This is a genomic window from Nonomuraea sp. CX421 (assembly GCF_059358955.1).
Map to the genome: position 1 here is coordinate 19,868 of NZ_JCADBK010000036.1, position 22,474 is coordinate 42,341.

The 22,474-nt window shown below is 71.1% G+C and carries 20 protein-coding genes; 12 read left to right on the top strand and 8 right to left on the bottom strand.

Annotation, left to right across the window (positions count from 1 at the left end; all coding sequences use genetic code 11):
- Positions 1-13: 13 nt before the first annotated feature.
- The gene (locus tag AC5L3X_RS36820) at positions 14-1,069 is read right to left on the bottom strand and encodes a trypsin-like serine peptidase (RefSeq protein WP_494863251.1); all 1,056 of its coding nucleotides are present in this window, start codon (positions 1,067-1,069) and stop codon (positions 14-16) included.
- 74 nt (positions 1,070-1,143) lie between these two features.
- Entirely contained in the window at positions 1,144-2,139 is a 996-nt protein-coding gene (locus tag AC5L3X_RS36825; protein WP_494863253.1) for a trypsin-like serine peptidase, read from the bottom strand.
- 197 nt (positions 2,140-2,336) lie between these two features.
- Between AC5L3X_RS36825 and dxr the strand changes: the two genes are divergently transcribed.
- From dxr to AC5L3X_RS36845, 4 genes are all read left to right on the top strand, one after another.
- Positions 2,337-3,536, top strand: coding sequence for a 1-deoxy-D-xylulose-5-phosphate reductoisomerase (dxr, locus tag AC5L3X_RS36830; protein ID WP_494863255.1), 1,200 nt, complete (start codon positions 2,337-2,339; stop codon positions 3,534-3,536).
- A 42-nt stretch (positions 3,537-3,578) separates the two neighbouring features.
- The gene (ispG, locus tag AC5L3X_RS36835; RefSeq protein ID WP_189127100.1) at positions 3,579-4,745 is read left to right on the top strand and encodes a flavodoxin-dependent (E)-4-hydroxy-3-methylbut-2-enyl-diphosphate synthase; all 1,167 of its coding nucleotides are present in this window, start codon (positions 3,579-3,581) and stop codon (positions 4,743-4,745) included.
- Positions 4,746-4,872: 127 nt separating this feature from the next.
- Positions 4,873-6,450, top strand: coding sequence for an alpha/beta hydrolase (locus tag AC5L3X_RS36840; RefSeq protein WP_494863257.1), 1,578 nt, complete (start codon positions 4,873-4,875; stop codon positions 6,448-6,450).
- A gap of 36 nt (positions 6,451-6,486) precedes the next feature.
- On the top strand, positions 6,487-7,329 hold the full coding sequence (locus AC5L3X_RS36845; RefSeq protein WP_189127197.1) for a GNAT family N-acetyltransferase: 843 nt from the start codon (positions 6,487-6,489) through the stop codon (positions 7,327-7,329).
- A 23-nt stretch (positions 7,330-7,352) separates the two neighbouring features.
- Here AC5L3X_RS36845 and AC5L3X_RS36850 read toward each other — a convergent pair whose 3' ends face one another.
- Together AC5L3X_RS36850 and AC5L3X_RS36855 are read right to left on the bottom strand one after the other, a co-directional pair.
- Positions 7,353-7,730, bottom strand: coding sequence for a DUF3037 domain-containing protein (locus AC5L3X_RS36850; RefSeq protein WP_189127102.1), 378 nt, complete (start codon positions 7,728-7,730; stop codon positions 7,353-7,355).
- The gene (locus AC5L3X_RS36855; protein ID WP_494863258.1) at positions 7,727-8,536 is read right to left on the bottom strand and encodes a HipA family kinase; all 810 of its coding nucleotides are present in this window, start codon (positions 8,534-8,536) and stop codon (positions 7,727-7,729) included. The genes AC5L3X_RS36850 and AC5L3X_RS36855 overlap by 4 nt, the downstream gene beginning before the upstream one ends.
- 203 nt (positions 8,537-8,739) lie before the next feature.
- On the opposite strand from AC5L3X_RS36855, the gene AC5L3X_RS36860 reads away from it, so the two are divergent.
- The 4 genes from AC5L3X_RS36860 (at position 8,740) to AC5L3X_RS36875 (ending at position 12,597) form a co-directional block, all read left to right on the top strand.
- Entirely contained in the window at positions 8,740-9,549 is an 810-nt protein-coding gene (locus AC5L3X_RS36860; RefSeq protein ID WP_494863260.1) for an LLM class F420-dependent oxidoreductase, read from the top strand.
- An 11-nt stretch (positions 9,550-9,560) separates the two neighbouring features.
- Positions 9,561-9,980 (top strand): hypothetical protein, encoded by a 420-nt coding sequence (locus AC5L3X_RS36865; RefSeq protein WP_189127105.1) that lies wholly within the window; start codon positions 9,561-9,563, stop codon positions 9,978-9,980.
- Between the two features lie 108 nt (positions 9,981-10,088).
- The gene (locus AC5L3X_RS36870) at positions 10,089-12,116 is read left to right on the top strand and encodes a serine/threonine-protein kinase (RefSeq protein WP_494863262.1); all 2,028 of its coding nucleotides are present in this window, start codon (positions 10,089-10,091) and stop codon (positions 12,114-12,116) included.
- A 76-nt stretch (positions 12,117-12,192) separates the two neighbouring features.
- On the top strand, positions 12,193-12,597 hold the full coding sequence (locus AC5L3X_RS36875; protein WP_494863264.1) for an SgcJ/EcaC family oxidoreductase: 405 nt from the start codon (positions 12,193-12,195) through the stop codon (positions 12,595-12,597).
- A 97-nt stretch (positions 12,598-12,694) separates the two neighbouring features.
- Here AC5L3X_RS36875 and AC5L3X_RS36880 read toward each other — a convergent pair whose 3' ends face one another.
- A complete protein-coding gene (locus AC5L3X_RS36880; protein ID WP_189127107.1) occupies positions 12,695-13,216 on the bottom strand; it encodes a TetR/AcrR family transcriptional regulator in 522 nt (173 codons plus the stop codon).
- A gap of 97 nt (positions 13,217-13,313) precedes the next feature.
- Here AC5L3X_RS36880 and AC5L3X_RS36885 point away from each other — a divergent pair, with 97 nt between their 5' ends.
- Both AC5L3X_RS36885 and AC5L3X_RS36890 read left to right on the top strand, forming a co-directional pair.
- Entirely contained in the window at positions 13,314-15,527 is a 2,214-nt protein-coding gene (locus AC5L3X_RS36885; protein WP_494863266.1) for an MMPL family transporter, read from the top strand.
- 174 nt (positions 15,528-15,701) lie between these two features.
- Positions 15,702-17,519 carry a hypothetical protein gene (locus AC5L3X_RS36890; protein WP_494863268.1) on the top strand — a complete coding sequence of 606 codons (1,818 nt, stop codon included), beginning with the start codon at positions 15,702-15,704 and terminating at the stop codon, positions 17,517-17,519.
- Positions 17,520-17,621: 102 nt separating this feature from the next.
- Here AC5L3X_RS36890 and AC5L3X_RS36895 read toward each other — a convergent pair whose 3' ends face one another.
- Both AC5L3X_RS36895 and AC5L3X_RS36900 read right to left on the bottom strand, forming a co-directional pair.
- On the bottom strand, positions 17,622-18,617 hold the full coding sequence (locus AC5L3X_RS36895; protein WP_494863270.1) for a CU044_5270 family protein: 996 nt from the start codon (positions 18,615-18,617) through the stop codon (positions 17,622-17,624).
- Entirely contained in the window at positions 18,610-19,179 is a 570-nt protein-coding gene (locus AC5L3X_RS36900; protein ID WP_494863271.1) for an RNA polymerase sigma factor, read from the bottom strand. The genes AC5L3X_RS36895 and AC5L3X_RS36900 overlap by 8 nt, the downstream gene beginning before the upstream one ends.
- 250 nt (positions 19,180-19,429) lie before the next feature.
- Here AC5L3X_RS36900 and AC5L3X_RS36905 point away from each other — a divergent pair, with 250 nt between their 5' ends.
- On the top strand, positions 19,430-20,182 hold the full coding sequence (locus tag AC5L3X_RS36905) for an ImmA/IrrE family metallo-endopeptidase (RefSeq protein WP_494863272.1): 753 nt from the start codon (positions 19,430-19,432) through the stop codon (positions 20,180-20,182).
- 314 nt (positions 20,183-20,496) lie between these two features.
- On the opposite strand, the gene AC5L3X_RS36910 is transcribed toward AC5L3X_RS36905, so the two are convergent.
- Positions 20,497-21,126 carry a DUF4328 domain-containing protein gene (locus AC5L3X_RS36910; protein ID WP_494863273.1) on the bottom strand — a complete coding sequence of 210 codons (630 nt, stop codon included), beginning with the start codon at positions 21,124-21,126 and terminating at the stop codon, positions 20,497-20,499.
- Positions 21,127-21,402: 276 nt separating this feature from the next.
- Between AC5L3X_RS36910 and AC5L3X_RS36915 the strand changes: the two genes are divergently transcribed.
- Positions 21,403-22,446, top strand: coding sequence for an AraC family transcriptional regulator (locus AC5L3X_RS36915; protein ID WP_494863274.1), 1,044 nt, complete (start codon positions 21,403-21,405; stop codon positions 22,444-22,446).
- Positions 22,447-22,474: the final 28 nt, after the last annotated feature.

Genomic DNA, 22,474 nt, shown 5'->3' on the forward strand with positions numbered 1-22,474 from the left:
GGCCCGCCCGGGGTCAGGCGCGCTCGGCCGCGGTGAACAGGGCCTTGGCCGAGCCGCTGAAGTAGGGGCCGTACATCGTACGGCGGTCGTCGCTGTACTTGAAGCTGCTCACCGAGGTGACCGTGCCCCGGCCGGTGCCGAGATCGAAGCCGGACAGCCACGGGCCGCCGCTGGAGCCGGCCGTCATGTCGCAGCCGAGGCCCTGGTCGTGGGTCTCGCCGTGGGGGTCGTCGCGCAGCGGGCCGGCGCAGTAGACCAGGTGCTCGCCGTTGTAGGGCGGGTCGGCGGGATAGCCGAAGCCGAAGGCCTGGCCGCCGCGCGGCGCGTCGAAGGAGATCTCCTGGGCGCCCACCACGTCGGCCACGTGCCTGCCGCCGGAGGTGGCCAGCGCCACCATGCCCACGTCGTAGCTGTCGTCGGCGGCCCGCGACCATGGCGCTGCGACGAACATGCGGCGGGCGGGATACTGGCCGTAGGGCTGGCCGCCGCCCTCGCGGTAGCCGGGCACGAACGTCCAGTTGTCGGCCCACTGGCCGGTGCCGTCCTTGACGCAGTGGCCGGCGGTGACCACCACGTCGCGGTTGGCGCTGCGGACCGTGCTCGCGGAGCAGACGAAGTCGGTCCCGGCGACGGTGAGGAAGACCCGCCCGGTGGTCCTGGTCACCGCGCCGCCGGTCGTCCACCGGGAGCCGGCGGTCTGCTGCTGCGGCCGCGACGACTGGTGCCGGCGGGAGGGCGCGACCTTCGTGGTCGCGCCCGAGAGGTCCGGGGCGACGCCCAGCCCCGCCTTGCCGGTCAGCCCGCTCACCAGGCCGCCGCCGTCGGTGACGATGTCGAGCATGTCGATCGGCAGGGCCGCGGCCATCCGCTGGGGTGTCCAGTAGTCGAGCACGCGCCGGTGGTCGGCGGAACCGCGCGCGGCCACGTGCTCGACGACCTCGGATCGCGCCGCGCGCGGGTGCGTGGCGGCCGCGGGACGGTCTGGCTGCCGCTCCCGCTGGTGTGTGGGAGTGGCGCCCACGAGAGCCGGGCCCATCAGTCCCGCGACGAGCGGAACGGCTGCAAGCATGGGGGTGCTCAAGGTCATGGCACCCGAGTTTGCACTACGCGATGTTCCGTCGCCGCTACTTTCGGTAAAGAGCGTTAGAGGGTGCCGGCGCTCTGCGCGGCCTGGTAGACGGCTTGTGCCTCATTTCCGAAATATGGGCCGAACATCCAGTTCGGGGCGAAGTTGTATTTGAAGCTGTTGACGGAGTTCAGCGTGCCCAGCCCGGTGGACTCGTTGAAATTCCGGAACCACGGGCCGCCACTGGAACCACCGGTCATGTCACAGGTCAGGCCGTGATCCCGGGACATCAGGAAGTCGTCGAACGCGCGTCCGGCGCAGTAGATCAGCTTCGACCCGTCGTACGGCGCCGCCGCCGGGTAGCCGAACGCGTACATCTGCTGCCGCCTGGCCTGGTTGAACGCCACGCCCTGTCCGCCCACCGCGTCGACCAGCGTCCTGCCCTCCAATGGCGCCACCACGGCGGCGGCGATGTCGAAGTCGATGTCCTCGCTCGCGTTCCACTGCGGGGTGGTCAGCAGCCTGCTGGCCACCCAGGTGCCGTGGGGACGGCTGCCGTTGTCGTAGCCCGGCACGAACACCCAGTTCGTGTGGAACGCGCCGCCCAGCTTCACGCAGTGCCCCGCGGTCATCACCACGCTCTTGTTGGCGCTGGTCACAGCCGAGCCGGAGCAGGAGGAGTTGCGTCCCTGATAGGTGAAGAAGACCCGTCCGGTGGTGCGGGTGACCGTGCCGCCGCCGGTCCACGGGGCGCCGGGGCTGTTGGCGGCCTGCGCCCGCGCGGAGGCCGGCGCGGCGCCCTGGGTGGTCCACGGGACCCCCGTGGTCGGCTCGTCGGCGAGGCCGGACTCCGTCCTGGCGCCCTGCCTGGGCGAGGGGGCGGCGAGCGGCTGTGCCGCCTCCATCTTCCGCGGAGTCCAGTACCGCAGGACGGTCTTCTGCTCCGCGGGGGAGTCGGCGGCGGCCTTGGCGGCGGGCCTGGGCGCCGCCTGTGCCTGGGCCGCTCCCACCGGAAGCAGGGCACCCCCGAGGGCGAGGGTGACGACGGAGAGCAGAGCGACTCTGCGGTGCATTACGTACCTCCCGAAACCGGAATCAGGGGTTGGAAGGTAGCGGGAGAAATATTCGTATTTCTCGACATTCGCGAATACGGATATGGCGGTATTCCGGCATTAATCGGCTCAGATATCTGCCGTCACATGGGTCGCCGATTTTCGGGTGCCGGCGAACCCCGTGTCTGGGCGCCACGCGGAGCGGGGACAATGGACGGGTGCATGCAGACACCCAGCGCTCCGTGGTCGTCCTCGGCTCCACCGGCTCGATCGGCACCCAGGCCCTCGACGTCATCGCCGCCAACCCGGGCGGCTTCCGCGTCGCGGCGCTCGCGGCCGGTGGGGGCAGGGTCGGGCTGCTGGCCAGGCAGGCGGCCGAGTTCCGCGCCGAGGCGGTGGCGGTCGCCGACCCCGCGACGGTCCCGGCGCTGCGCGAGGCGCTGGCCGAGCACGGCGCCGACCCCACCGTGCTCGCCGGGCCCGACGGCGTCGCGGAGGTGGCCGCCTGGCAGGCCGACGTGGTGCTCAACGGCATCACCGGCGCGCTCGGGCTGACCTCCACGCTGGTCGCCCTGGAAGCGGGCCGCACCCTAGCGCTGGCCAACAAGGAGTCGCTGATCATCGGCGGGCCCCTGGTCAAGCGGCTGGCCAAGCCGGGCCAGATCCTTCCCGTCGACTCCGAGCACTCGGCCGTCCAGCAGTGCCTGTGGGCCTCCGGGCCCGACGGCCATGACCCCGACGCCGTCAGGCGGCTCGTGATCACGGCGAGCGGCGGGCCGTTCAGGGGCAGGAAGCGGGCCGAGATGGCCGATGTGACGCCCGAGATGGCGCTCGCACACCCCACCTGGTCCATGGGCCCGGTGATCACCGTCAACTCCGCCACCCTGGTCAACAAGGGGCTGGAGGTGATCGAGGCGCACCTGCTCTTCGACATCGGCTTCGACCGGATCACGGTCGTGGTGCACCCGCAGTCGATCATCCACTCCATGGTCGAGTACATCGACGGCTCCACCATCGCGCAGGCCAGCCCGCCCGACATGCGGCTGCCCATCGCGCTGGCGCTCGGCCACCCGGGCCGCCTGGCGGGCGCGTCCCGGCCCGTCGACTGGACCACCGCGCACACCTGGACCTTCGAGCCGCTCGACGACGAGGCGTTCCCCGCCGTCGCGCTGGCCAGGCACGTCGGCGCCGAGGGCGGCACCGCGCCCGCCGTCTACAACGCGGCCAACGAGGCGGGCGTCGACGCTTTCCTGCGTGGCGAGCTGCCGTTCCCGGCGATCGTCGACACCGTGGCCAAGGTCGTCGCCGAGCACCAGGTCACCCCGGCCGACACGGTCGAGGAGGTGCTCGCCGCCGACGCCTGGGCCCGCGCCCGGGCGGCGGAGCTCGCGGAGCTCGCGGCCGGGCAGTCCCGATAGCTACCTAGACTGGACAACGTCGTCGACACCCAAGAGGGAGAAATGTCTTCTGTAGCACTCGGCATCCCGACGGTCCGCACGAAGCCGCTCGCCGAACGCCGACACTCCCGTCAGATCATGGTCGGCGACGTCCCCGTGGGCGGTGACGCGCCGGTCTCCGTGCAGTCGATGACCACCACGGTCACCGCCGACGTCAACGCCACCCTGCAGCAGATCGCCGAGCTCACCGCCTCGGGCTGCCAGATCGTCCGCGTGGCCGTGCCGTCCCAGGACGACGCCGAGGCGCTGCCGACGATCGCCAGGAAGTCGCAGATCCCGGTGATCGCCGACATCCACTTCCAGCCCAAGTACGTCTTCGCCGCGATCGAGGCGGGCTGCGCGGCGGTGCGGGTCAACCCCGGCAACATCAAGAAGTTCGACGACAAGGTGGGCGAGATCGCCAGGGCGGCGGCCGACCACGGCGTGCCCATCCGCATCGGCGTCAACGCGGGCTCGCTCGACCCGCGCCTGCTGGAGAAGTACGGCAAGGCCACGCCCGAGGCGCTGGTCGAGTCGGCCCTGTGGGAGTGCTCGCTGTTCGAGGAGCACGGCTTCCGCGACATCAAGATCTCGGTCAAGCACAACGACCCGGTCGTCATGATCAACGCCTACCGGCTGCTGGCCGCCAGGTGCGACTACCCGTTGCACCTGGGCGTCACCGAGGCCGGCCCGGCCTTCCAGGGCACGATCAAGTCGGCCGTAGCCTTCGGCGCGCTGCTCGCCGAGGGCATCGGCGACACGATCAGGGTGTCGCTCTCGGCGCCTCCCGTCGAGGAGGTCAAGGTCGGCGCCCAGATCCTCGAGTCGCTCGGGCTGCGCGAGCGCGGCCTGGAGATCGTGTCCTGCCCGTCCTGTGGCCGCGCCCAGGTCGACGTCTACACGCTGGCCGAGCAGGTGCAGGCCGGGCTTGAGGGCCTGACGGTGCCGCTGCGGGTCGCCGTCATGGGCTGCGTCGTCAACGGGCCCGGCGAGGCGCGCGAGGCCGACCTCGGGGTGGCCTCCGGCAACGGCAAGGGGCAGATCTTCGTCAAGGGCGAGGTCATCAAGACGGTGCCCGAGTCGCAGATCGTGGAGACGCTGATCGAGGAGGCCCTGCGCATCGCCGAGGAGATGGGCGTGGAGGTCGACCTCGACGACGACGCCCCGGGCCCGCAGGTGACCGTGGGCTGACCTTCCCCACCCTTCCGTTACGGCGTGCAATCGTCTGATTACACGTTGGCAAGCTTTCCTCCATACCCTGCGTCACCGGCCCGTCACCCCGCGAGCATCTCTCCCTATGAGATGGGGGAGCGGTCAGGTGAAGCGGTTCGTACGAGTGGTCGCGGCCTTGGGCATGCTGGTCGGCGGGGTGGTGGGCGTCCAGGGGAGCGCCACCGCGCGGAGCCGGCCCGTCGACGCGATCGTGTGGGGGGCGTGCCCGCAGAGCAAGGACACGCCGCCGGGCGGCACCCCGGGGGTGGAGTGCGCGACGGTGCGCGTGCCGCTCGACCACCGCGAGCCGTGGGGACAGTCGATCACCCTGGCCGTCAACCGGATCCGGGGCAAGGTCTCGCGCGACGCCAACCACCTGGGCACGCTGCTCGTCAACCCCGGCGGTCCGGGCGCGTCCGGCCTCCGGCTGGCCGAGTTCGTGGCCGCCACGCTGCCCGCCGAGGTGGCCGCGCGCTACGACGTGGTCGGCTTCGACCCCCGCGGGGTCGGCAGCAGCCGGCCCGCGCTGCGGTGCGTCGACGCCTCGTCCTACTACGCGCCGCCGCGGCTCGACGCGGTGCCGGCCACCAGGCGCGACGAACGGGCCCTGCTCGACCGGGCCGGTGACTACGCCGCCCGCTGCGGCAACCTGTGGGCCTGGCTGCTGCCCCACATGACCACCGAGAACGTCGCGAGGGACGTCGACACGATCCGGGCCGCCCTGGGCGAGCGGCAGATCAGCTACCTCGGCTACTCCTACGGCACCTACATCGGCGGGGTCTACGCGACGCTCTTCCCCGACCGGGTCAAGCGGCTCGTCATGGACAGCTCGGTCAGCCCCGACGACGTCTGGTACCAGTCCAACCTGGACCAGGATCCCGCGTTCGACCGCAGGCACCGCGACTTCCTCGACTGGACCGCGCGGCACAACTCGGTCTACAAGCTGGGCGGCACCGCCAAGGAGACCGGGTTCGCCTGGTACGCCATGCGCTCCCGGCTGCGCGACCGGCCGGCCGGCGGCGTCGTCGGCCCGAGCGAGCTCGACGACCTGTTCACCCTCGGCGGCTACACCGACCGCATCTGGCCGGAGCTGGCCCGGGTCTGGTCGGCGTACGTGCGCGCGGGCGACGTCAAGGGGCTGGTCGAGGCGCACAACCGGTTCGGCGGCCAGGACGCCGAGGACGAGAACGGCTACGCCGTCTACCTGAGCGTGCAGTGCCGTGACGCCGCCTGGCCGCGCTCGTGGGACACCTGGCGGCAGGACACGACGCGGATGCACCGCCGGGCGCCGTTCATGGCCTGGCAGAACGCCTGGTTCAACGCTCCGTGCGCGTTCTGGCCGGTCAGCGGGGGCAGGCCGATCGACGTCCACGGGTCGCCGAAGCTGCCGCCCATCCTCATGCTCCAGTCGCGCGGTGACGCGGCCACGCCGTACCAGGGAGCGCTGCGCATGCTCCGGCACTTCCCGACCGCGCGGATGGTCGTGGAGGAGGGCGGCAACCACGGCGTCTCGCTGGCCGGCAACCGGTGCGTCGACCGGCACCTGGCCGCGTACCTGACGGACGGCACGATCCCGAGGCGCACGACCACCTGCGCCGCCCTTCCGGAGCCCCGGCCGGTCGTGCGGATGGCGGCCGGTGGGGGCTTGGGTCACGATCGGCTCACCGACGTGCTGTCCAGATAAGCCAATCCGTAGTCGTTCGCGTAGTCTGACCATGTGATGCTGCGTACATCGGCGTCGCGCGTGCTCGACGACAGCGACCGGGACGAGGCACTCGCCTTGCTCGACAACGACCCGGTCGCCAACGTCTTCGTCGCCTCCCGGGTGCGGACCGTCGGACTCAATCCGGCGCGGCTGGGTGGGCAGATGTGGGGGTTCGGGCCGCGCGGCGGTCTCGTCTCGCTCTGCTACGCCGGAGCCAATCTGGTGCCGGTCGGCGCCGGTCCGGAGGCCGCGCACGCGTTCTCCGACCGGGCCCGCAAGCAGGGACGCCGCTGTTCGTCGATCGTGGGGCCGGTCGACGCGGTCTCGTTGATGTGGGAGCGGCTGGAGCCCTACTGGGGCAGGGCGCGCGCGATCAGATGGGCGCAGCCGGTCATGGCGACCTCGCGGAAGCCGCTCGTCGCGGCCGACCCGCTGGTGCGGCGGGTCCGGCCGGAGGAGTTCGACATCCTGCTGCCCGCCTGCGTGGCGATGTTCACCGAGGAGGTCGGCGTCTCGCCCAATCTCGGCGACGGCGGCGCCCTCTACCGCACCCGCGTCGCCGAGCTGATCCGCATCGGCAGGTCCTACGCCCGCATCGACGACGGGCGGGTGGTGTTCAAGGCGGAGATCGGCGCGGTCACGCCGTCCGCCAGCCAGATCCAGGGCGTCTGGGTCGATCCCGAGCTGCGCGGCCGGGGACACGCGGTGGCGGGCATGGCGGCCGTCGTGGAGGCGGCCCTCGCCTGCTTCGCCCCGGTGGTCACGTTGTACGTCAACGACTTCAACACCTCGGCACGGGCTGTCTACCGCAAGGTGGGCTTCCACGAGGTCGACACCTTCATGTCGGTCCTGTTCTAGGTCCGTTCCAGGTTCGTGCCAGGTCACAGGCGTACGAGGACGTCGAAGAGCCGGGTCAGCTCGGCGCCGGGATCGGCGGTGAGGCCGGCGTGCACCGGACCGGTCTGGACGATCGTGCTGCGTGGCGCGGTCAGCCAGCGGAACCTGCCGCCCAGCGGCTCGCCGGTCAGCGGACCGGCCTGCTCGCCGCAGGCCAGCTCGTAGGCGCCGAGGGCCCGGCGGACGCTCTCGGCGTCGGCGTCGGGGTCGAGGGCGCGCAGCCGTACGGCGTCGAGCTCGACCCGCGCGCAGAGGTAGCCGCGGGGCTGGCAGTAGAGGAGCACGCCGGCGTTGATCTGCTCGCCGCGCTCGATCCGGGGCACCACGCGGATCACCGCGTACTCGTACACGTCTCTGCTCATCGGCGGCCTCCGCGCCAGAACTCGCCGACGGACCCCGGCCCCGGCCGGGAGGTCTTCGGCTCGCCGCGAGTGAGCCACGCTCGCGGTCCGTGGGCGCGCCGCAGCAGGTGGTCGACGTAGGCGTCGCGGACGGCCTGCGCCGAGTCGAACCCCGGCTCGCCGTCGAGCCAGGCGTCGGGCACCAGGGCGGTCACCTTCGTCAGGAGCTCCGGCGTGATCCGCGCGGAGAGCTCCTCGGCGGCGGCGGCGATGTCGGTCGCGAACGGGGCCAGCACGTGGTCGCCCGCGTCGAACGGGCGCTGGGGGTCGGCCGTCCGCCAGTTGTGGTGGAACCAGAGCGCGGCACCGTGGTCGATCAGCCAGACGTCCTGGTGCCAGACGAGCAGGTTGGGGTTGCGCCAGCTGCGGTCGATGTTGTGGATCAGCGCGTCGAACCAGAGCAGCCGGGAGGCGAACGCTGGGTCGGGTGTCCAGGTGAGCGGCTCGAAGCCCAGGGCGCCGGGCAGGAAGTCGATCGCCAGGTTGACGCCGGTGCTGGCCTTGAGCAGGTCCTGGACCTCCTCGTCGGGCTCGCGGACGCCGAGCTGGGGGTCGAGGTCGATCAGCCTGAGGTCGGGGGTGCGCAGGTCGAGCCGCCGGGCGAGCTCGGCGCAGATGATCTCGGCGACGAGGACGCGACGGCCCTGCCCGGCTTCGCGAAATTTCACGACATAGGTGCCGAGGTCATCGGCTTCGACCACACCCGGCAGCGAGCCGCCCTCGCGCAGCGGCGTCACGTAACGCGTCGCCGCGATCCTCTCCAGCACGTCCCGAGGCTATCGCGCCGCGGGCCGGTGCCCGGCCGGGGCGTTCATCCACGGCTTCCGGTCGCCACGGTCACACCCGGGCCGCAGTTCCGCGGACCGGGGAAGGTGGAAGACTTCGCCGAAGACCTCTTCCATGGAGCGCCGCTCCGCGGCAAGGTACTCTGCCTAACAATCGCTTGTTTGACGGTCAAGGACGGTGCGGCATGAGGATCGGCGTCACGATGTTCACCACGGATCTGGCCATGCCGGTCCCCGATCTCGCCAGAGCGGCCGAGGAACGCGGCTTCGCCTCGTTGTACGTGCCCGAGCACACCCACATCCCGATCTCGCGCCGCACCCCACCTCCGGCCGGGCAGGCCGAGCTGCCCGAGGAGTACAAACGCACCCTCGACCCGCTGGTCGCGCTCTCGTTCGCCGCCGCGGTGACCGAGCGACTGCTGGTCGGCACCGGCATCCTGCTCGTCGCCCAGCGCGACCCCATCGTCACCGCCAAGGCGATCGCCACGCTCGACCGCCTGTCGGGCGGGCGCGCGGTGATCGGGATCGGCTTCGGCTGGAACGTGGAGGAGATCGAGAACCACGGCGTGCCGTACGGTTCGCGGCGCGCGGTCACGCGTGACCACATGCTGGCGATGCGGGCGTTGTGGCGTGACGAGGTCGCCTCCTTCGACGGGTTCGAGGCGTCCTGGTCCTGGCCGAAGCCGATCTCCGCGCCGCCCGTCTACGTGGGCGGCGCCGCGGGGCCCAAGCTGTTCGCGCACGTCGCCGAGTACGCCGACGGCTGGATGCCGATCGGCGGCAAGGGCATCAAGGCCGCGCTGCCGGCCCTGCGCGAGGCGTGCGAGAAGGTCGGCCGGCCGATGGCCAAGGTGATCCCGTTCGGCACGCTGCTGACGAGGGAGAAGCTCGACTACTACGCGGGGCTGGGCGTCGAGGAGGTCGTGGCCGCCCTGCCCAGCGCGTCGTCCGGCGAGGTGCTGGCCAAGCTCGACGAGTACGCCCGGCTCATCTGAGCGCCGCCGGCGTGAGCGCGCGCGAGCGGCGACCGGCGCGGCTGTGGCAGGCCGGAGTGGCGGCGGCCGGGGTGGCGATGGCCGCCGCCGGCTTCGTGTTCTGGCTGCGCGGCGCCCAGGGGCCGGGGTTGGAGGGCACGTGGACCGGGTCGGCCGGTCGGCCGGGCGCCGGGCGGGTGTTTCCGGTGGAGATCCGGCTGGCCGGGGCCGGGGCGACCATGCGATGGGAGGCCGGGCTGCGCTGTTCCGGACGGCTCGGCCGCACCGGCAGCGGGTTCGTGTTCACGCTGGACCGGGTCCAGGGCGACCGCTGTGATGGGGGCACGCTGCGGATGTTCCCTGGCCGGGACCTCGACCGGCTGGTCATCAAGGTGACGCGCCAGGGTGACGAGGATGTGACGTATTCGGGTCATCTATCCCGCCCTTCTTGACCGTTTTTGTCTCGTTCGGGTGGCGATTGTCGTGGTCACCGTTGACTCCCGGCCGCCGGTTGCCTTCAGTGGGAAGGGAAGAAGGCGGCGAGGGGAGGGGCCGTGCCCATGGCACAGCCGCTCAGAACGGGGGATCCGAGGCGGCTCGGGGCGTACGAGTTGTCCGGGCGCCTGGGCGAGGGCGGTCAGGGCGTGGTGTACCTCGGGACGAGGGGTGAGGAGCACTACGCGGTCAAACTGCTGCACGGACCCGTCGGGGACGAGCGGGTGGCGTTCCTGCGGGAGGTGGAGCTGGCCAAGCACGTCGCCCGGTTCTGCACCGCCCAGGTGATCGAGGCGGGGTTCGACGACGGCCGGCCGTACATCGTGAGCGAGTACGTCGACGGGCCGTCGCTGCAGCGGCACGTCGCGCTCACCGGGCCGCCGGCCGGTGGCGCGCTGGAGCGGATCGCGGTCGGCACCGCAACGGCGCTCGCGGCGATCCATCGGGCGGGCATCGTGCACCGCGACTTCAAGCCGCAGAACGTGCTGCTCGGCGCGGACGGACCGCGGGTGATCGACTTCGGGCTGGCGCGGGCGCTGGACGCGGCGGCGACGGTGAGCGGCAGGGGAGTGGGCACGCCCGCCTACATGGCGCCGGAGCAGATCACCGCGTCGGTCGTCACCGGGGCCGCCGACGTGTTCTCCTGGGGCGCCACGATGTGCTTCGCGGCCAACGCCTCGGCGCCGTTCGGGCAGGACTCCGTGGCGCCGGTGCTGCACCGCATCCTGACCGCCGAGCCCGAGCTCGGCCGGCTGGACGGCCGGTTACGGGAGCTCGTCGAGGCGTGCCTGGACAAGGACCCGCGCAACCGGCCCGCCAGCCGCGAACTGCTGCTTGACCTGCTGGGCGACCCGGAAGCCGTTCCGGCGGAGGTGCTGCGCTCGCCGCCGCCGCACATCCTGCGGGTGCCGCCCATGAACGCCTTCGCACCGCCGGACTCCGGGCCCGACTCCGGGGCGGACCATGGGCCGGTCGCACAGCCGGAGGTGACCGGCACGCCCGGCGGCTATCGCCTCGCCGGCGCGGCCGGGTCCGCCGGCCACCCGGCTCCGGGATCCGTCGAGGGCGGCCGCCCGGCCCCGGGAGCTACCGGGCACGGTCATCCGGCTCCGGTATTCGCCGAGGGACCGGTACCGGGGACCGGGCAGGGGTTCGCCGATGCGCGGGAGACGCGGCGGACTGGTCGGGCGTTCAACCGGGCGGGGCTCGCGGTGTCCGCCGCGCTGCTGGTCAGCGCGGCCGTGCTGGTCACCGTGGTGGTGCCGGCGTTCCGGCCGGACGGCCCGCCGCAAGCCGCCGGACGGCCCACCGACCTCACGACCGCACCGGCCGCGTCGGCCGGCACGCCGCCCTCGCCCGGCCAGACCGTGAAGACGAGCACGCCTGCCCGGGAGCCGAATGTCCCGGCGTCCGACCCGCCGAACCGGCTCCCCACTGGGGTGCGGGTGCCCGCGCTGGCCGGGCGGGACCAGGCCGCCGCGATCAGGGCGCTCAAGCGGGCGGGGCTGGTCGCCGGGACCGTCACGCGGGTCGACTCCGGTCGCGAGATCGGGCGGGTCCTGAGCACCCGGCCCGGTGCCGGGGTCCTTATGTCCAGGGGAAGCGCGGTCGGGCTGCGCGTGTCGGCCGGGCTGGCCGTTCCCACGGTCGCCGGGCTCCAGCGTGAGCCCGCCGAGGCCGCTCTGACCGGCGCCGGGCTCGCTATGGGCCAGGTGACCACTTCCTGCTCCACGCAGCCGAACGGGCAGGTGCTGTCGAGCGAGCCGGAGGCGGGCAGCCGGGTCGCGGGCGGCGCCCGGGTGTCGCTGGTCGTGTCCCGCCAGGGCGTGCCGGTCCCCTCGGTCACCGGCCAGGCGCCCGCCGCCGCGCGGGCCGAACTGCGCGCCGCCGGGTTCGCGGTACGGCGGCAGAACCAGCAGGTGACCGACCAGGCTCAGGTGGGCACCGTGCTGGCGCAGAGTGTCGCGGCCGGCGGCTGCGCCGGGGCGGGCGGCGTGGTGGTCATCACCGTCGGCGTCGCGGCGCAGACCGGCCCCGATCCCACCGAACCTTCAGACCCGCCGTCCAGCCCGCCTCCGGAGCCGCCCGCCTAGAGAGGATCGACTCCAAGGAGTCAGTGGTCGATCACCTCTTGACCTCTACCATGCTTGAGGTAGCACCGTGGGGCACATGAAAACGGAATCCACGGCGTACGCCGCAGACATTCAAGCCATCGAACAGGTCGTAGCCGCCGTAGAGCACTCCCAGCAGCACAAGGACCCCGATGAGTTCCTCGCGCTCTTCCACCCCGACGCGGTCTGGACGACGGGCGGCGGCAAGGTCCTCATAGGCCTCGACGCGATCTCGGAGTTCACCCGCAAGGTCCTCCCCGCGTCGGACTGGGACGGCAAGGTCACCTACGAGGTGGTCCACGTGTTCTTCATCCGTCCGGATGTCGCGGCGGTCAAGGTCCGTCAGCTCTACCTGACCCCAGGTGATGAGAGCGAGGGTGCTCCGCTGTACGTGATGTCCAAGCAGGACGACGGTCGCTGGTTGCTGACCGCCTGTCAGAACACGGGGGTCGTCGCCGACTGATCGATTCCGAGGGATCGGCTGCACGCGTGGGGCGAGGGCGTCCAACCCGGCTCCTGGTGACCGACATGTCCGTCCAGAGCGACGACGTGTGGATCGCCTAGATCGCCTGGACCGCTCGGGTGAGCACCTTCTCCACCTGCTCCGCCGGCAGGTCCACGGTCTGTACGACGCCCCACTGCAGCGCGCCGAGCACCGCCCAGCCGCGCAGCCTGCTCTCGGGGCCGGGCTCGGGGCCCGCCAGGCGGGTGAAGATCTCGTCCCGGAAGGTCCTGAAGGCCTCTCCCGGCGAGCCTGGCGGGGCGTCGTCGGCCCCGTTGACGTCCTCCATGACCAGCCGGATCACCGCCCGATGCCGCACCATGAAGCGGACCAGCGCGTCGAGGAACGCCGCCCGGCCGTCGAAGTCGGTGCCCAGCAGCGCGAGCATGTCATCGGCGGCGGGGGCGAGCAGTTCGGCGGCCAGCCGATCCTTGGGGTGGAAGTGGTAGGCGACGGCCGTCTTGGTGAGACCGACGGCCGCCGCGATGTCGGCCAGCGACGTGTTGGAGTAGCCGCGCTCGGCGAACAGCTCCTGGGCGGCCGCCAGGATCCTGGTTCGGGTGTCGTCGGCTGTGGTCATCGTCTCATTTCCGTACATGCACCGGCGTAGCGGATAATTGGCGTTCTAACGTAGTCCTGTACGACCGTACAGGACGGCCGTCGAGGGGGATTCTGCGATGACGCGTTTTCTGGGACGGCTGGGCGGCTGGTGCGCACGACACGGGCGGATCGTCCTGGCGTTATGGGTGATCGCGGCGGCGGGCCTGCTGGGCGGCAGCCTGGTGCTCGGCAGCCCGGTCAGCACCGACATGACGATCCCCGGCACCAGCGCGCAGCGCGCCCACGACCTGATGCGCTCCGGGTTCGGCCCCGGCTACGCGCCAGGTGGCACCGTCCAGCTCGTGCTCTACTCCGAGCAGGGACCGCTGACCGACGAGCCCCGCAAGGAGGCCGTCGAACGGACCATCGACCGCCTCGGCGACATGCCGCACGTCGTGAAGGTGGAGACGCCGTACCGGAGGGGTGGGATCGCGTCCAACCTGCGCATCGGCGTCATCACCGTGCGCATGGAGGGACACGACCACGCCAAGCTGGCCGAGACCACGCAGGCCCTGTCGAAGGCGGCCGACCCCGCGCGTGCCGCCGGGCTGGAGGTCGTGCCCGCCGACAGCTCGACGCCGGCCGACAAGGAGATCAAGACCGGCCCCAGCGAGATCATCGGAGTGACGTGCGCGCTGGTGGTGCTGGTGTTCGCGTTCGGGACGCTCGCGGCGGCGCTGGTGCCGATCTTCACCGCGCTGGTCAGCGTCGCCACCGGGCTCGGCGTCATCGGACTGCTCGGACATGTCGTGGACGTGCCCAAACAGGCCGGCATCATGGCCACGATGATCGGGCTCGGCGTGGGCATCGACTACGCCCTGTTCCTGCTGTCGCGACACCGTGGCCTGCTCGCCTCCGGCGTCTCCGTCGGCGAGTCGGTGCGCCGGACCGTGGCCAGCTCGGGCGGGGCCGTGGTGTTCGCGGGCGGCACGGTCATCATCGCGCTGAGCGCGCTCATGCTCGGTGGCTTCCCGTTGCTGCGGACGCTCGGCTGGATCACCGGCATCTCCGTGGTGACCGCCGTGCTCACCTCGATCACGCTGGTGCCGGCGCTGCTCGGGCTGCTCGGGCACCGGATCAACGCCCTCAAGGTGCCGTTCCTCGGCCGGCGTCCCGAAGCGTCCGGCTGGGCCGGGCTCGGCGCCTGGGTCGCCCGCCGGCCGTGGCGGGTGCTCCTCGGCAGCGTGCTCGTGCTCGCCGCGCTGGCCGCGCCCGCGCTGGCGCTGAAGCTCGGGCCGCTCGACGACGGCTACGGCACGAAGGGCTCGGACGCCCGGCGGTCATACGAGCTGATGGAGGTCGGCTTCGGCCCCGGCATCAACGGGCCGCTCGCCGTCGTCGCCGAGCTGCCGTCACGGGTCGCGGACACCGACGAGCCCGCCCCGATCGTCGAGCGGATCACCCGCGAGATCGAGGCCGTCGACGGCGTCGCGCACGTCGCGCCCGCGCAGGTCAACGACTCGGGCAGGTCCGTGCTGGTCCAGGTCGTGCCCGAGTACGCCCCCAGCGACGCCCGGGCCGCCGAGGTGGTGCGGGACGTCCGCGCGATCTCCGTGCCCGGCGTCACACTGCACGTCGGAGGGGAGGTCGCCGCCCTGGCCGACGCCTCCGACCGGATGGCCGAACGGACCCCGCTGGTCATCGCGGTCGTCGTGCTGCTCAGCGCGCTGCTGTTGCTGCTGGCCTTCCGCGCGCCGGTCATCGCCGTCAAGGCGGCGCTGATGAACCTCATCTCGCTGGGTGCCGCCTTCGGGGCGCTGGCCCTGGTGTTCTCGATCGGGCTGGGCAGCGGGCTCGTCGGCATGGACGCGCCGGCCAGCGCCTCCTACCTGGAGACGCTCTTCTTCACGGTGCCGATCGAGAGCTACACGCCGCTCATCCTGTTCGCGGTGCTGTTCGGGCTGTCCATGGACTACGAGGTGTTCCTGCTGACCGCCGTGCGCCAGGCGTACCAGCGGCACGGCGACAACTCGCGGGCGGTGGCGGAGGGACTCGGCACGACCGGCCGGGTCATCACCTCGGCCGCGCTCATCATGGTGGCCGTCTTCGTGGCCTTCATCGCCTATCCGGACCCGCTGGTCAAGACGTTCGGCGTGGGCCTGGCGGTGGCCGTCGCGGTGGACGCCACGATCATCCGCGGCTTCCTGGTGCCCGCCACCATGGTGCTGCTCGGCCGGCTCAACTGGTGGTGCCCGGCCTGGCTGGACCGCCTGCTGCCCAACCTGTCGGTCGAGGGCCACGACGAGGACCCGGCCCCCGCGCCGCCCGCCAAGGAACTCGTCCGCACCTGACCGGTACGGGCGCGGTCTCGTCGCCGCCTTCGTGGGCCTGTCCGGTCCGCGAGGGCGGCCAGGCCTCCTCGGCGGGGGGCCGGCGGAGCGGACGCGCGTGGCCGCTTGTGCGCCGGTCATCCGTGGTGGGATGGTGTCGCCTATGACCAAGAGAATCGAGACCTCTTCCCAGCGGTGAACGTGGCCGACGAGCGCTGGGCGCTCGACCACCCACCTGCCCTGTTCGATCACGCCTCCCGGCTCCATGCGTCGGCGCCCGACCTGCCGCTTCCCGACGGCGGCTGCCGCTGTCCGAACCAGGACGACGAGCCTGTCGAGTGGGGGCCCGACTCCACGTCCTCCTCGCTCAGGAGGCTCATCGCCAGGCTGGAAGCGTTCGCCACCGACCCGGACCGCTCCCTCGCCTCGCTCCACGACGACATCCGTGACCTGCGAGCCCCCCTGTGGATGCTCGACCATCTGAAACCGGACGACCTGTCCTGGCTTTCCGGTGATCTCGCGCACGAGACGGGGATCTGGCTGGTGCGCCACGGCACCCACCACCTCCCCACCCGTGTGGGCCTCCACCTGCTGGCCGGCAGAGCCACCCCGCAGGACGCCGAGCTCATCCGGACCATCGGCCTGCTGTCCTGCCTCGGGCCAACGGCGGTGAACGTCCTGGAGACGATCCCCGAGGTGACGGCCGACCTGATCTGGCTGGCCGATCGGGCCTCACCCCTCACTCGCGCCCGGGCCATAGCGGCGATGTGCCGCATCGGTGACCTGATCGCCCTCGGCTGGCTGCTCCGCCACGCAGCCGACGGCCATCATCCGACGGGGAGCGAGGCCGTACGGATCGCCGAAGCGGTGTCCTTGGCGGACGTCCTGGAGGAGGGCCCCACGATCGACAACGAGATCGTCCTCACCGCCGCCCGGCTTCTGCAGGGACTGTGCTCCGCCGACGGCTATCCGGCGCGGCCGGATGAGTACCACGACGCTTGCCGGGCGATCGCGGCCTTCGCGGTACACGCCGCCGGGGCAAGACCGGAGCCGGACCTGCTGGCCGCGCTCATCACTCTCGCCGAGGAACTGCGCTCCGGCCCTGCCGCTCTCCTGCCCTGGCCGACCGGAGAGCCCGCCGCCACGCTCACCCAGCTGGACCGTCTGATCGCCTCGCCGCGCTGGGTGCCGGTCCTGGCGGAAGCGCGGCGTTCCGCCGATCGGACGACGCGGTGGCGGGCGGGCTGGGCGGCCCGTGCCATCTCCAGACCGTTCCCCTACCTGGCGTCGCCGGACGACGCGCACGACCGGCTGGCCATCCGGGTCGCCGTCCCTGATCCCGTAAGGGGTGGTCGGGTCGAGACCCGGCTGCTGGTGAACCGCCGGCCGGTGATCGCGGCAGCGTTCCGCAAGGGCCCGCCGTACGAGCCGGAGCAGATGCTCGGCGCTCTGGAGGCCACCGACCGACCCCATGAGACACGGATGGCTACGGCGTACTGCGCCGAGGGTTGCTGCGGAGCCCTGTACGTCACCATCGTGCGCGACGGCGACACCGTGATCTGGCGAAGCTGGCGCGATCCCGACGGAACGGTCACGCTGCCGCCGTTCCGCTTCCAGGCGGCGCAGTACGCCGAGACGATCGCCCAGGCCGTACGCGACCATGGGTGGGAGTGGCAGGCCCGCAGCCTGGCGCGCCGGCTCGACCGGCGGCTGCGTGACGAGCCGGAGCCGCTGACGGCCTGGCAGTGTGATCTCGGTGGCGTGTTCGCGGGGACCGAGGAGCAGGACACGGTCAGGATGACCTTCTGGTATCCGGGCCATCCTTCGTCGCGGGGTGACGACGATCCGTGGCTTCAGTTCCAGTGGGTCATCCCGGTCGACGACACCGACCTCGACGCACAGGTCGCTCAGCTGGCCGACCGCCTCCACCGCACCGACCCCAAAACCTATGCCAAGGTCGTCGGCGGCTCGCCAGAGTACGCCCACCGCCTCGGCTTCCCTTGGCCACCCTGACCAGTCGACTCCTGGGCCGGTCCGGTGTCAGTCCCCTCGTACGTGGACAAGCCCACCTACCCGAACGAACTGTGCCGGGTGTCGCGACCCCCGCTCCTCACGTCACCGGCGTTGCCCTACTTCGTCGACCACGGCGAAGCCGAGGATCGCCTCGATATCGTCTCCCAGGTAGCGGTAGGTCTGGGGATCCAACACGATGGTCTGCGGGCTGCCCGGCCTGCTGCCGCGGTCGAAGACCACCCCGATGCCGCGCCGTCCGGCGAAGTCGGTGGCGTCGCTGACCACCCGTACGCCAGGGATCTTCGCCAGGGCTCGGTACAGTGCGGCATTCGTCTTGGCCGGGATGAGCGGGTTTTGCCGGAAGAACATGGCGATCACTCCGAAGGTGGTCACGTCCCTGCCGTTGTCGCGGTAATCCTTCCTGATCCGCGCGAGCAGGGCGTCCGGGTCGGTGGGCAATCCGGCGGCGTAGTCATACAACTTGTTCGGAGTCTGGTTCACCACGCCGGGACCGCCGATGGCACCTCCGTTGAACCGCGGGTCGAGGCGGCGGGGCTTTTCTCCTAGGGCCAGAATGCGCTTCCTGTAGAGCTGTCCGTTCTGGACGGACTGCGCCATCTGCTTACCGTCGAACTTCCACCATTCCTCCACCTTCACCTTCCCTCTCAGCATCGTTCCCCCGTCGGGCTGGAGGGCGAAGGCGGTTATCCGCTGGGTGTAGACCCACTGGTCGGGGCTGGGCCGGGCTGGCGCGGGCTGGCGCGCGACGGTGGCCGCGGCCAGTTCGAGAGTCCGCAGGGTCGTGTCCGTACCGGGTTGTGGTGTGGCGGTGGGGAGCGTGGCGTTCGGAGTGGATCGTGGGATGTCGGCGGGGAGCAGGCCGAGTTTCGTCACGACGACGATCATGGCGGCACTGGTTCCCAGCACGCCGGTGATCGCCACCAGGCGGCCGGCGCGCACTCGCAGGGTACGGCGCCACGTGGGGGCGGAGTCGAACTCGCGTCGCAGGCGAGTCCACGCCCGAGCCTTCGCCGCGGGATCGTGCGGCGGGTCCGCCGGGCGGAACCGCCGGATGAGGGCGATGTCCTCGTCATTCATGTATCCACCTCCGGGGATCACTGGGGTTGATGTCGCCGAATGTCCGACGGAGCTTCTTACGAATCCGGTGCAACCGTGACCCGACGGTGCCCGGTGGCACTTGGAGGGCCTGCGCGGCCTCCTCGTAGGTCAGGTCGGCCCAGGCGATGAGGAGGAGCAGGTCGCGTTCGGCGGGCGAGAGCCGTGCCAGCGCCGACGCGATGCGAGGAGCGAGCTGCTGAGCGGTCATCCGTTCGTCGCTGGCCCGGTCGAAGGACTCACTGAACCATTCGGTGTCGGCCCGGGCGAGCAGTTGGTGACGGCGGCGTTCCATCCGCCGGTGCTGGCGGATGAGGTTGGTGGCGATGCCGTATAACCACGGTCGAGCGTCCGCCCGCGTCCGGTCGTAACGACGCCGGCTGCGGAAGGCGGCGGCGAAGGTCTCCGCACCGACGTCCTCGGCCAGGTCAGGCCCCAGCCGCAAGGCGATGTAACGGTAGATCTCGTCCCAGTGCCGCTGGAAGATCGTGGCGAACCTCTCCGGATCGGTGAAGGACGCGCCGATCGCCTCACCGTCGGTCACTCCTCCGGTATCCGGAGGCCCTGTCATCGCCACCAACCTGCACTCCTCTGATGCGCCGTCTCTGTCATCCAGTACTTGGCGCCACACGCGCCTCCTCTTCCACTTCTCTCGCGGGAATCGTGTCGTCGAGCCCAACCGAGGAGGCAATACGGAGGCGGAGACGCTCGCTCAGCTACGGGCTGACTTGTCCTACCTTGGCTTCTCGCGCGACGTCGTAGCGCTCGGGCCGGTGCCAAGGTCGGGCCTCTGCGTGGAGCAAGGGCGCAGGCTTGCGGAGAAGGCGCGTGATCATGCTCGGCGATCGGGTTTCGATCCCTGGGAGAAACGGGATCTGGCGGATCCGCTGGAGGAAGCCTTTGGGGTGGATGTCCGCATCGTGCGCCTGCCCGAAGGGTTCGACGGGCTCAGCTGGGCGGATGACCACTGCCGGCTCATGGTGGTGAACACCTCCAGGGCTCCCGCTCGCCAGCGCTTCCCCATCGCCCACGAGTTGGGCCACCTGCTGGCTGGAGACGACCAGGGCCTCCACCTGGATGCCAACCTGCATGACGCCGGCCACAGGAAGCGACCCACAGAGATGCGAGCCAACGCCTTCGCGGCCGAGTTTCTCCTGCCCGAAGACCTGTTGCGAGCGGAAGCCGCCCGGCTCACCTGGTCAGAGGAGTCGTTCGCCCGCCTGGCGTGCCGCCTGTGGGTGACGCCGGGCAACCTCGCGTGGCGGCTGCTGGGGCTTGAGTTGATCGATCGCCGGCAGTTCGACGTTCTTGGGCGGATGATCGCGGCGTCCGCTGCTCGGCTGGCTGGGGCGATGAGTGCGTTCGCGGAGTGGATCGCCTCCGCCTCCCGGCCGCGCGTCCCAACCTCCCTCGTACGCACCACGTACCAGGCGTACGCCGATGGCAAGGCGACGTTGCGGCCTTTCGCCAACCTCCTTGGCGTTGACACCGCCACCCTTCGCCAGGCCATCAGCGAACCGAGAGAGGACTTTCCTTTCTCGCCATGACCTACTCCTGGTTCCCCGACAACACGGTGCTGTGTAACTTCGCGGCGGTTTCCGAGTTGCCTCTCCTGGAGAAGATCCTCCGCGGCCGTGGGCGATGGGTTGAAGCGATCGCGACGAGGGCTTCAAGCTGCTTCACCAGATGCGGGAAGCCGGCAGGCACGTACGCGTACCAGTTCATCCGTCGCATTTGTGATGGCAGCCCTTGCGGCACGGAGGTGGAGCCGTGGCCGGAGCTGCGCCGTGTTCGTGCTCGGCCGAGAGCGCGCGGGCGGCCGGGTGGTCCGAACACGCGGCCTCATGGCCCCCACGCGAGGTCAGTAGGCGGGCGCGGCGGTAGGAGCCAGCCGCCGCGCTTCCTGCGTGCTGGTGATGCGCGAGATCACCATGGCCGCCGGTGCCGCCGCGATGAGCCACAGCGCGATGCTCACGATGTCGTACTGGGCGGCGAGGGCCATGCCTTCCAGGTCGTCGGCCCTGAACATGCGGCCGACCACGTTGGACACCAAGGACGCGATCAGCAAGCTCGCCCACCAGACGGTGACCAGTCGGGAGCGGGGTGACGGGTCGGCGCCGGCTCGATGGGAGGCACGCCAGATGTCGTCGACGATCTGCTTGGGATACCAGAAGGCGATGATCGGCACTATCCACCCGAAGACCAGCCAGGGCTTGCCGTGCCGGTGCTCGCCGGGCGCGAGCACCTCCGCGTTCGCCCTGACCCGGAAGAGCCAGATCAGGAACATCACGGCGGTCACGACGAAGACCGCTGCCTCCGCGATGGCCGACGCGGCGTAGATGGCGTCGCTCGTCGCGATCTCCGTCTCGCTGACGGAGTCGGGGGTGTCGATCATCCGGTTGATGATCGCGATTTCCTGCACGTCGATCACGGCGGCGGCGAGGCCCACGAGGCAGTCGAGCGCCAGCGCGCCGAGTGCCAGGTTGGCCAAGCCGCGTACCGGGCGTAACGGTGGTGTCGGTGGCGAGTACAACGGTGGTGTCGGTGGTGAGTACATGGCGCGTGCCTTCGCAACTGAGGTCCGATTGGTCGGTCCGCCAGTGTTATCAAGCCCGCGACGCGCTGGGCAGGAGTCTCCGACCTGGCGCACTTTCGTGATCAACCTGGGATCTTGCGAGCCGGTTGTGTGCACTTCTACCTGGAACGCCCCCTCCTACTTCGACGATGATCATGTGTCACCCGGATACGTGCGAAGGCAGGGCGCTCGATGGGGCACAGGGTTTTGCTGGACAACACGCCGCTGTTCGCCGGCTCGGATCCGGACGAGGTCCGCGAAGAGGTGGGGCGGGTGTTCTGCGCGCACCGGCTGGACCTGACCGGCGATCCCGCCCTGCTGGCGGCGCGGTTCAACTCCGCGCAGCTCGGCTCCGTACGAGTGAGCTACCTCGACTACGGCACCGACGTCCGCATCGAGCCGGGGGAGCTGGAGTCGTTCTTCCTGGTGCAGGTGCCGCTGGCCGGGCACAGCCTGATCCGCTGCGGCGGGCAGGAGATCGTCTCCACCCCTTCGCTGGCCTCGCTGCCGTCGCCCACGGAGCATCTCGACATGCGCTGGGCCGCGCAGTGCCCGCAGCTGATCGTCAAGTTCGACCGCGTGATCGTCGAGCAGACACTGGAGCAGATGCTCGGTGAGCGGCTCGACCGGCCGCTCGTCTTCGACCTGGGCGTGGACATGACCAGCGGCTGGGCGCGGAGCTGGCGGGCGATGGCCGACCTGATCGTCCACGCGGCCGAGGACGGCGGCGGGCTGGCCGCGCAGTCGCTGGCCCTCGCCCACCTGGAGAACGCGCTGCTGTCCAGCCTGCTCACCATGCAGCCGTCCAACTACTGGCCGCAGCTGGCCGCGCCGCGGCGGCCGGCCGTGCCGAAGGTGGTGCGGCGGGCGATGGGGTTCATCGAGGAGCACGCCCACCTGCCGATCAACACGGCCGACGTGGCGGGGGCCGTGGCGGTCAGCACCCGCTCGCTGCAGGAGGGCTTCCGCACGCACCTGGGACTGACCCCGATGGCACACCTGCGCGATGTGCGGCTGGCCAGGGTGCACGAGGAGCTGCTGGCCGCCGACCCGGCGCGGGTCACGGTCACCGCCGTCGCCGCACGCTGGGGTTTCCCGCACCAGGGCCGCTTCGCCGCGGCCTACCGGGAAAGGTACGGCCAAGCTCCGTCGGCGACGCTGCGAAACTCCGCGTCAACTGGACGGAACCCGCGCTCAGCGGATGGATGGCGTACGGCACCGAAACGTACCTTCTGAGCATCCACTCCAGCTCACCGAAGGAACC

Excerpts from the sequence above, each read along its gene's own strand:
- AC5L3X_RS36820 (WP_494863251.1), bottom strand. The coding sequence starts at position 1,069 with ATGCTTGCAGCCGTTCCGCTCGTCGCGGGACTGATGGGCCCGGCTCTC.
- AC5L3X_RS36825 (WP_494863253.1), bottom strand. The coding sequence starts at position 2,139 with ATGCACCGCAGAGTCGCTCTGCTCTCCGTCGTCACCCTCGCCCTCGGG.
- ispG (WP_189127100.1), top strand. The coding sequence starts at position 3,579 with ATGTCTTCTGTAGCACTCGGCATCCCGACGGTCCGCACGAAGCCGCTC.
- AC5L3X_RS36845 (WP_189127197.1), top strand. The coding sequence starts at position 6,487 with ATGCTGCGTACATCGGCGTCGCGCGTGCTCGACGACAGCGACCGGGAC.
- AC5L3X_RS36850 (WP_189127102.1), bottom strand. The coding sequence starts at position 7,730 with ATGAGCAGAGACGTGTACGAGTACGCGGTGATCCGCGTGGTGCCCCGG.
- AC5L3X_RS36860 (WP_494863260.1), top strand. The coding sequence starts at position 8,740 with ATGAGGATCGGCGTCACGATGTTCACCACGGATCTGGCCATGCCGGTC.
- AC5L3X_RS36870 (WP_494863262.1), top strand. The coding sequence starts at position 10,089 with ATGGCACAGCCGCTCAGAACGGGGGATCCGAGGCGGCTCGGGGCGTAC.
- AC5L3X_RS36875 (WP_494863264.1), top strand. The coding sequence starts at position 12,193 with ATGAAAACGGAATCCACGGCGTACGCCGCAGACATTCAAGCCATCGAA.
- AC5L3X_RS36880 (WP_189127107.1), bottom strand. The coding sequence starts at position 13,216 with ATGACCACAGCCGACGACACCCGAACCAGGATCCTGGCGGCCGCCCAG.
- AC5L3X_RS36885 (WP_494863266.1), top strand. The coding sequence starts at position 13,314 with ATGACGCGTTTTCTGGGACGGCTGGGCGGCTGGTGCGCACGACACGGG.
- AC5L3X_RS36895 (WP_494863270.1), bottom strand. The coding sequence starts at position 18,617 with ATGAATGACGAGGACATCGCCCTCATCCGGCGGTTCCGCCCGGCGGAC.
- AC5L3X_RS36915 (WP_494863274.1), top strand. The coding sequence starts at position 21,403 with ATGGGGCACAGGGTTTTGCTGGACAACACGCCGCTGTTCGCCGGCTCG.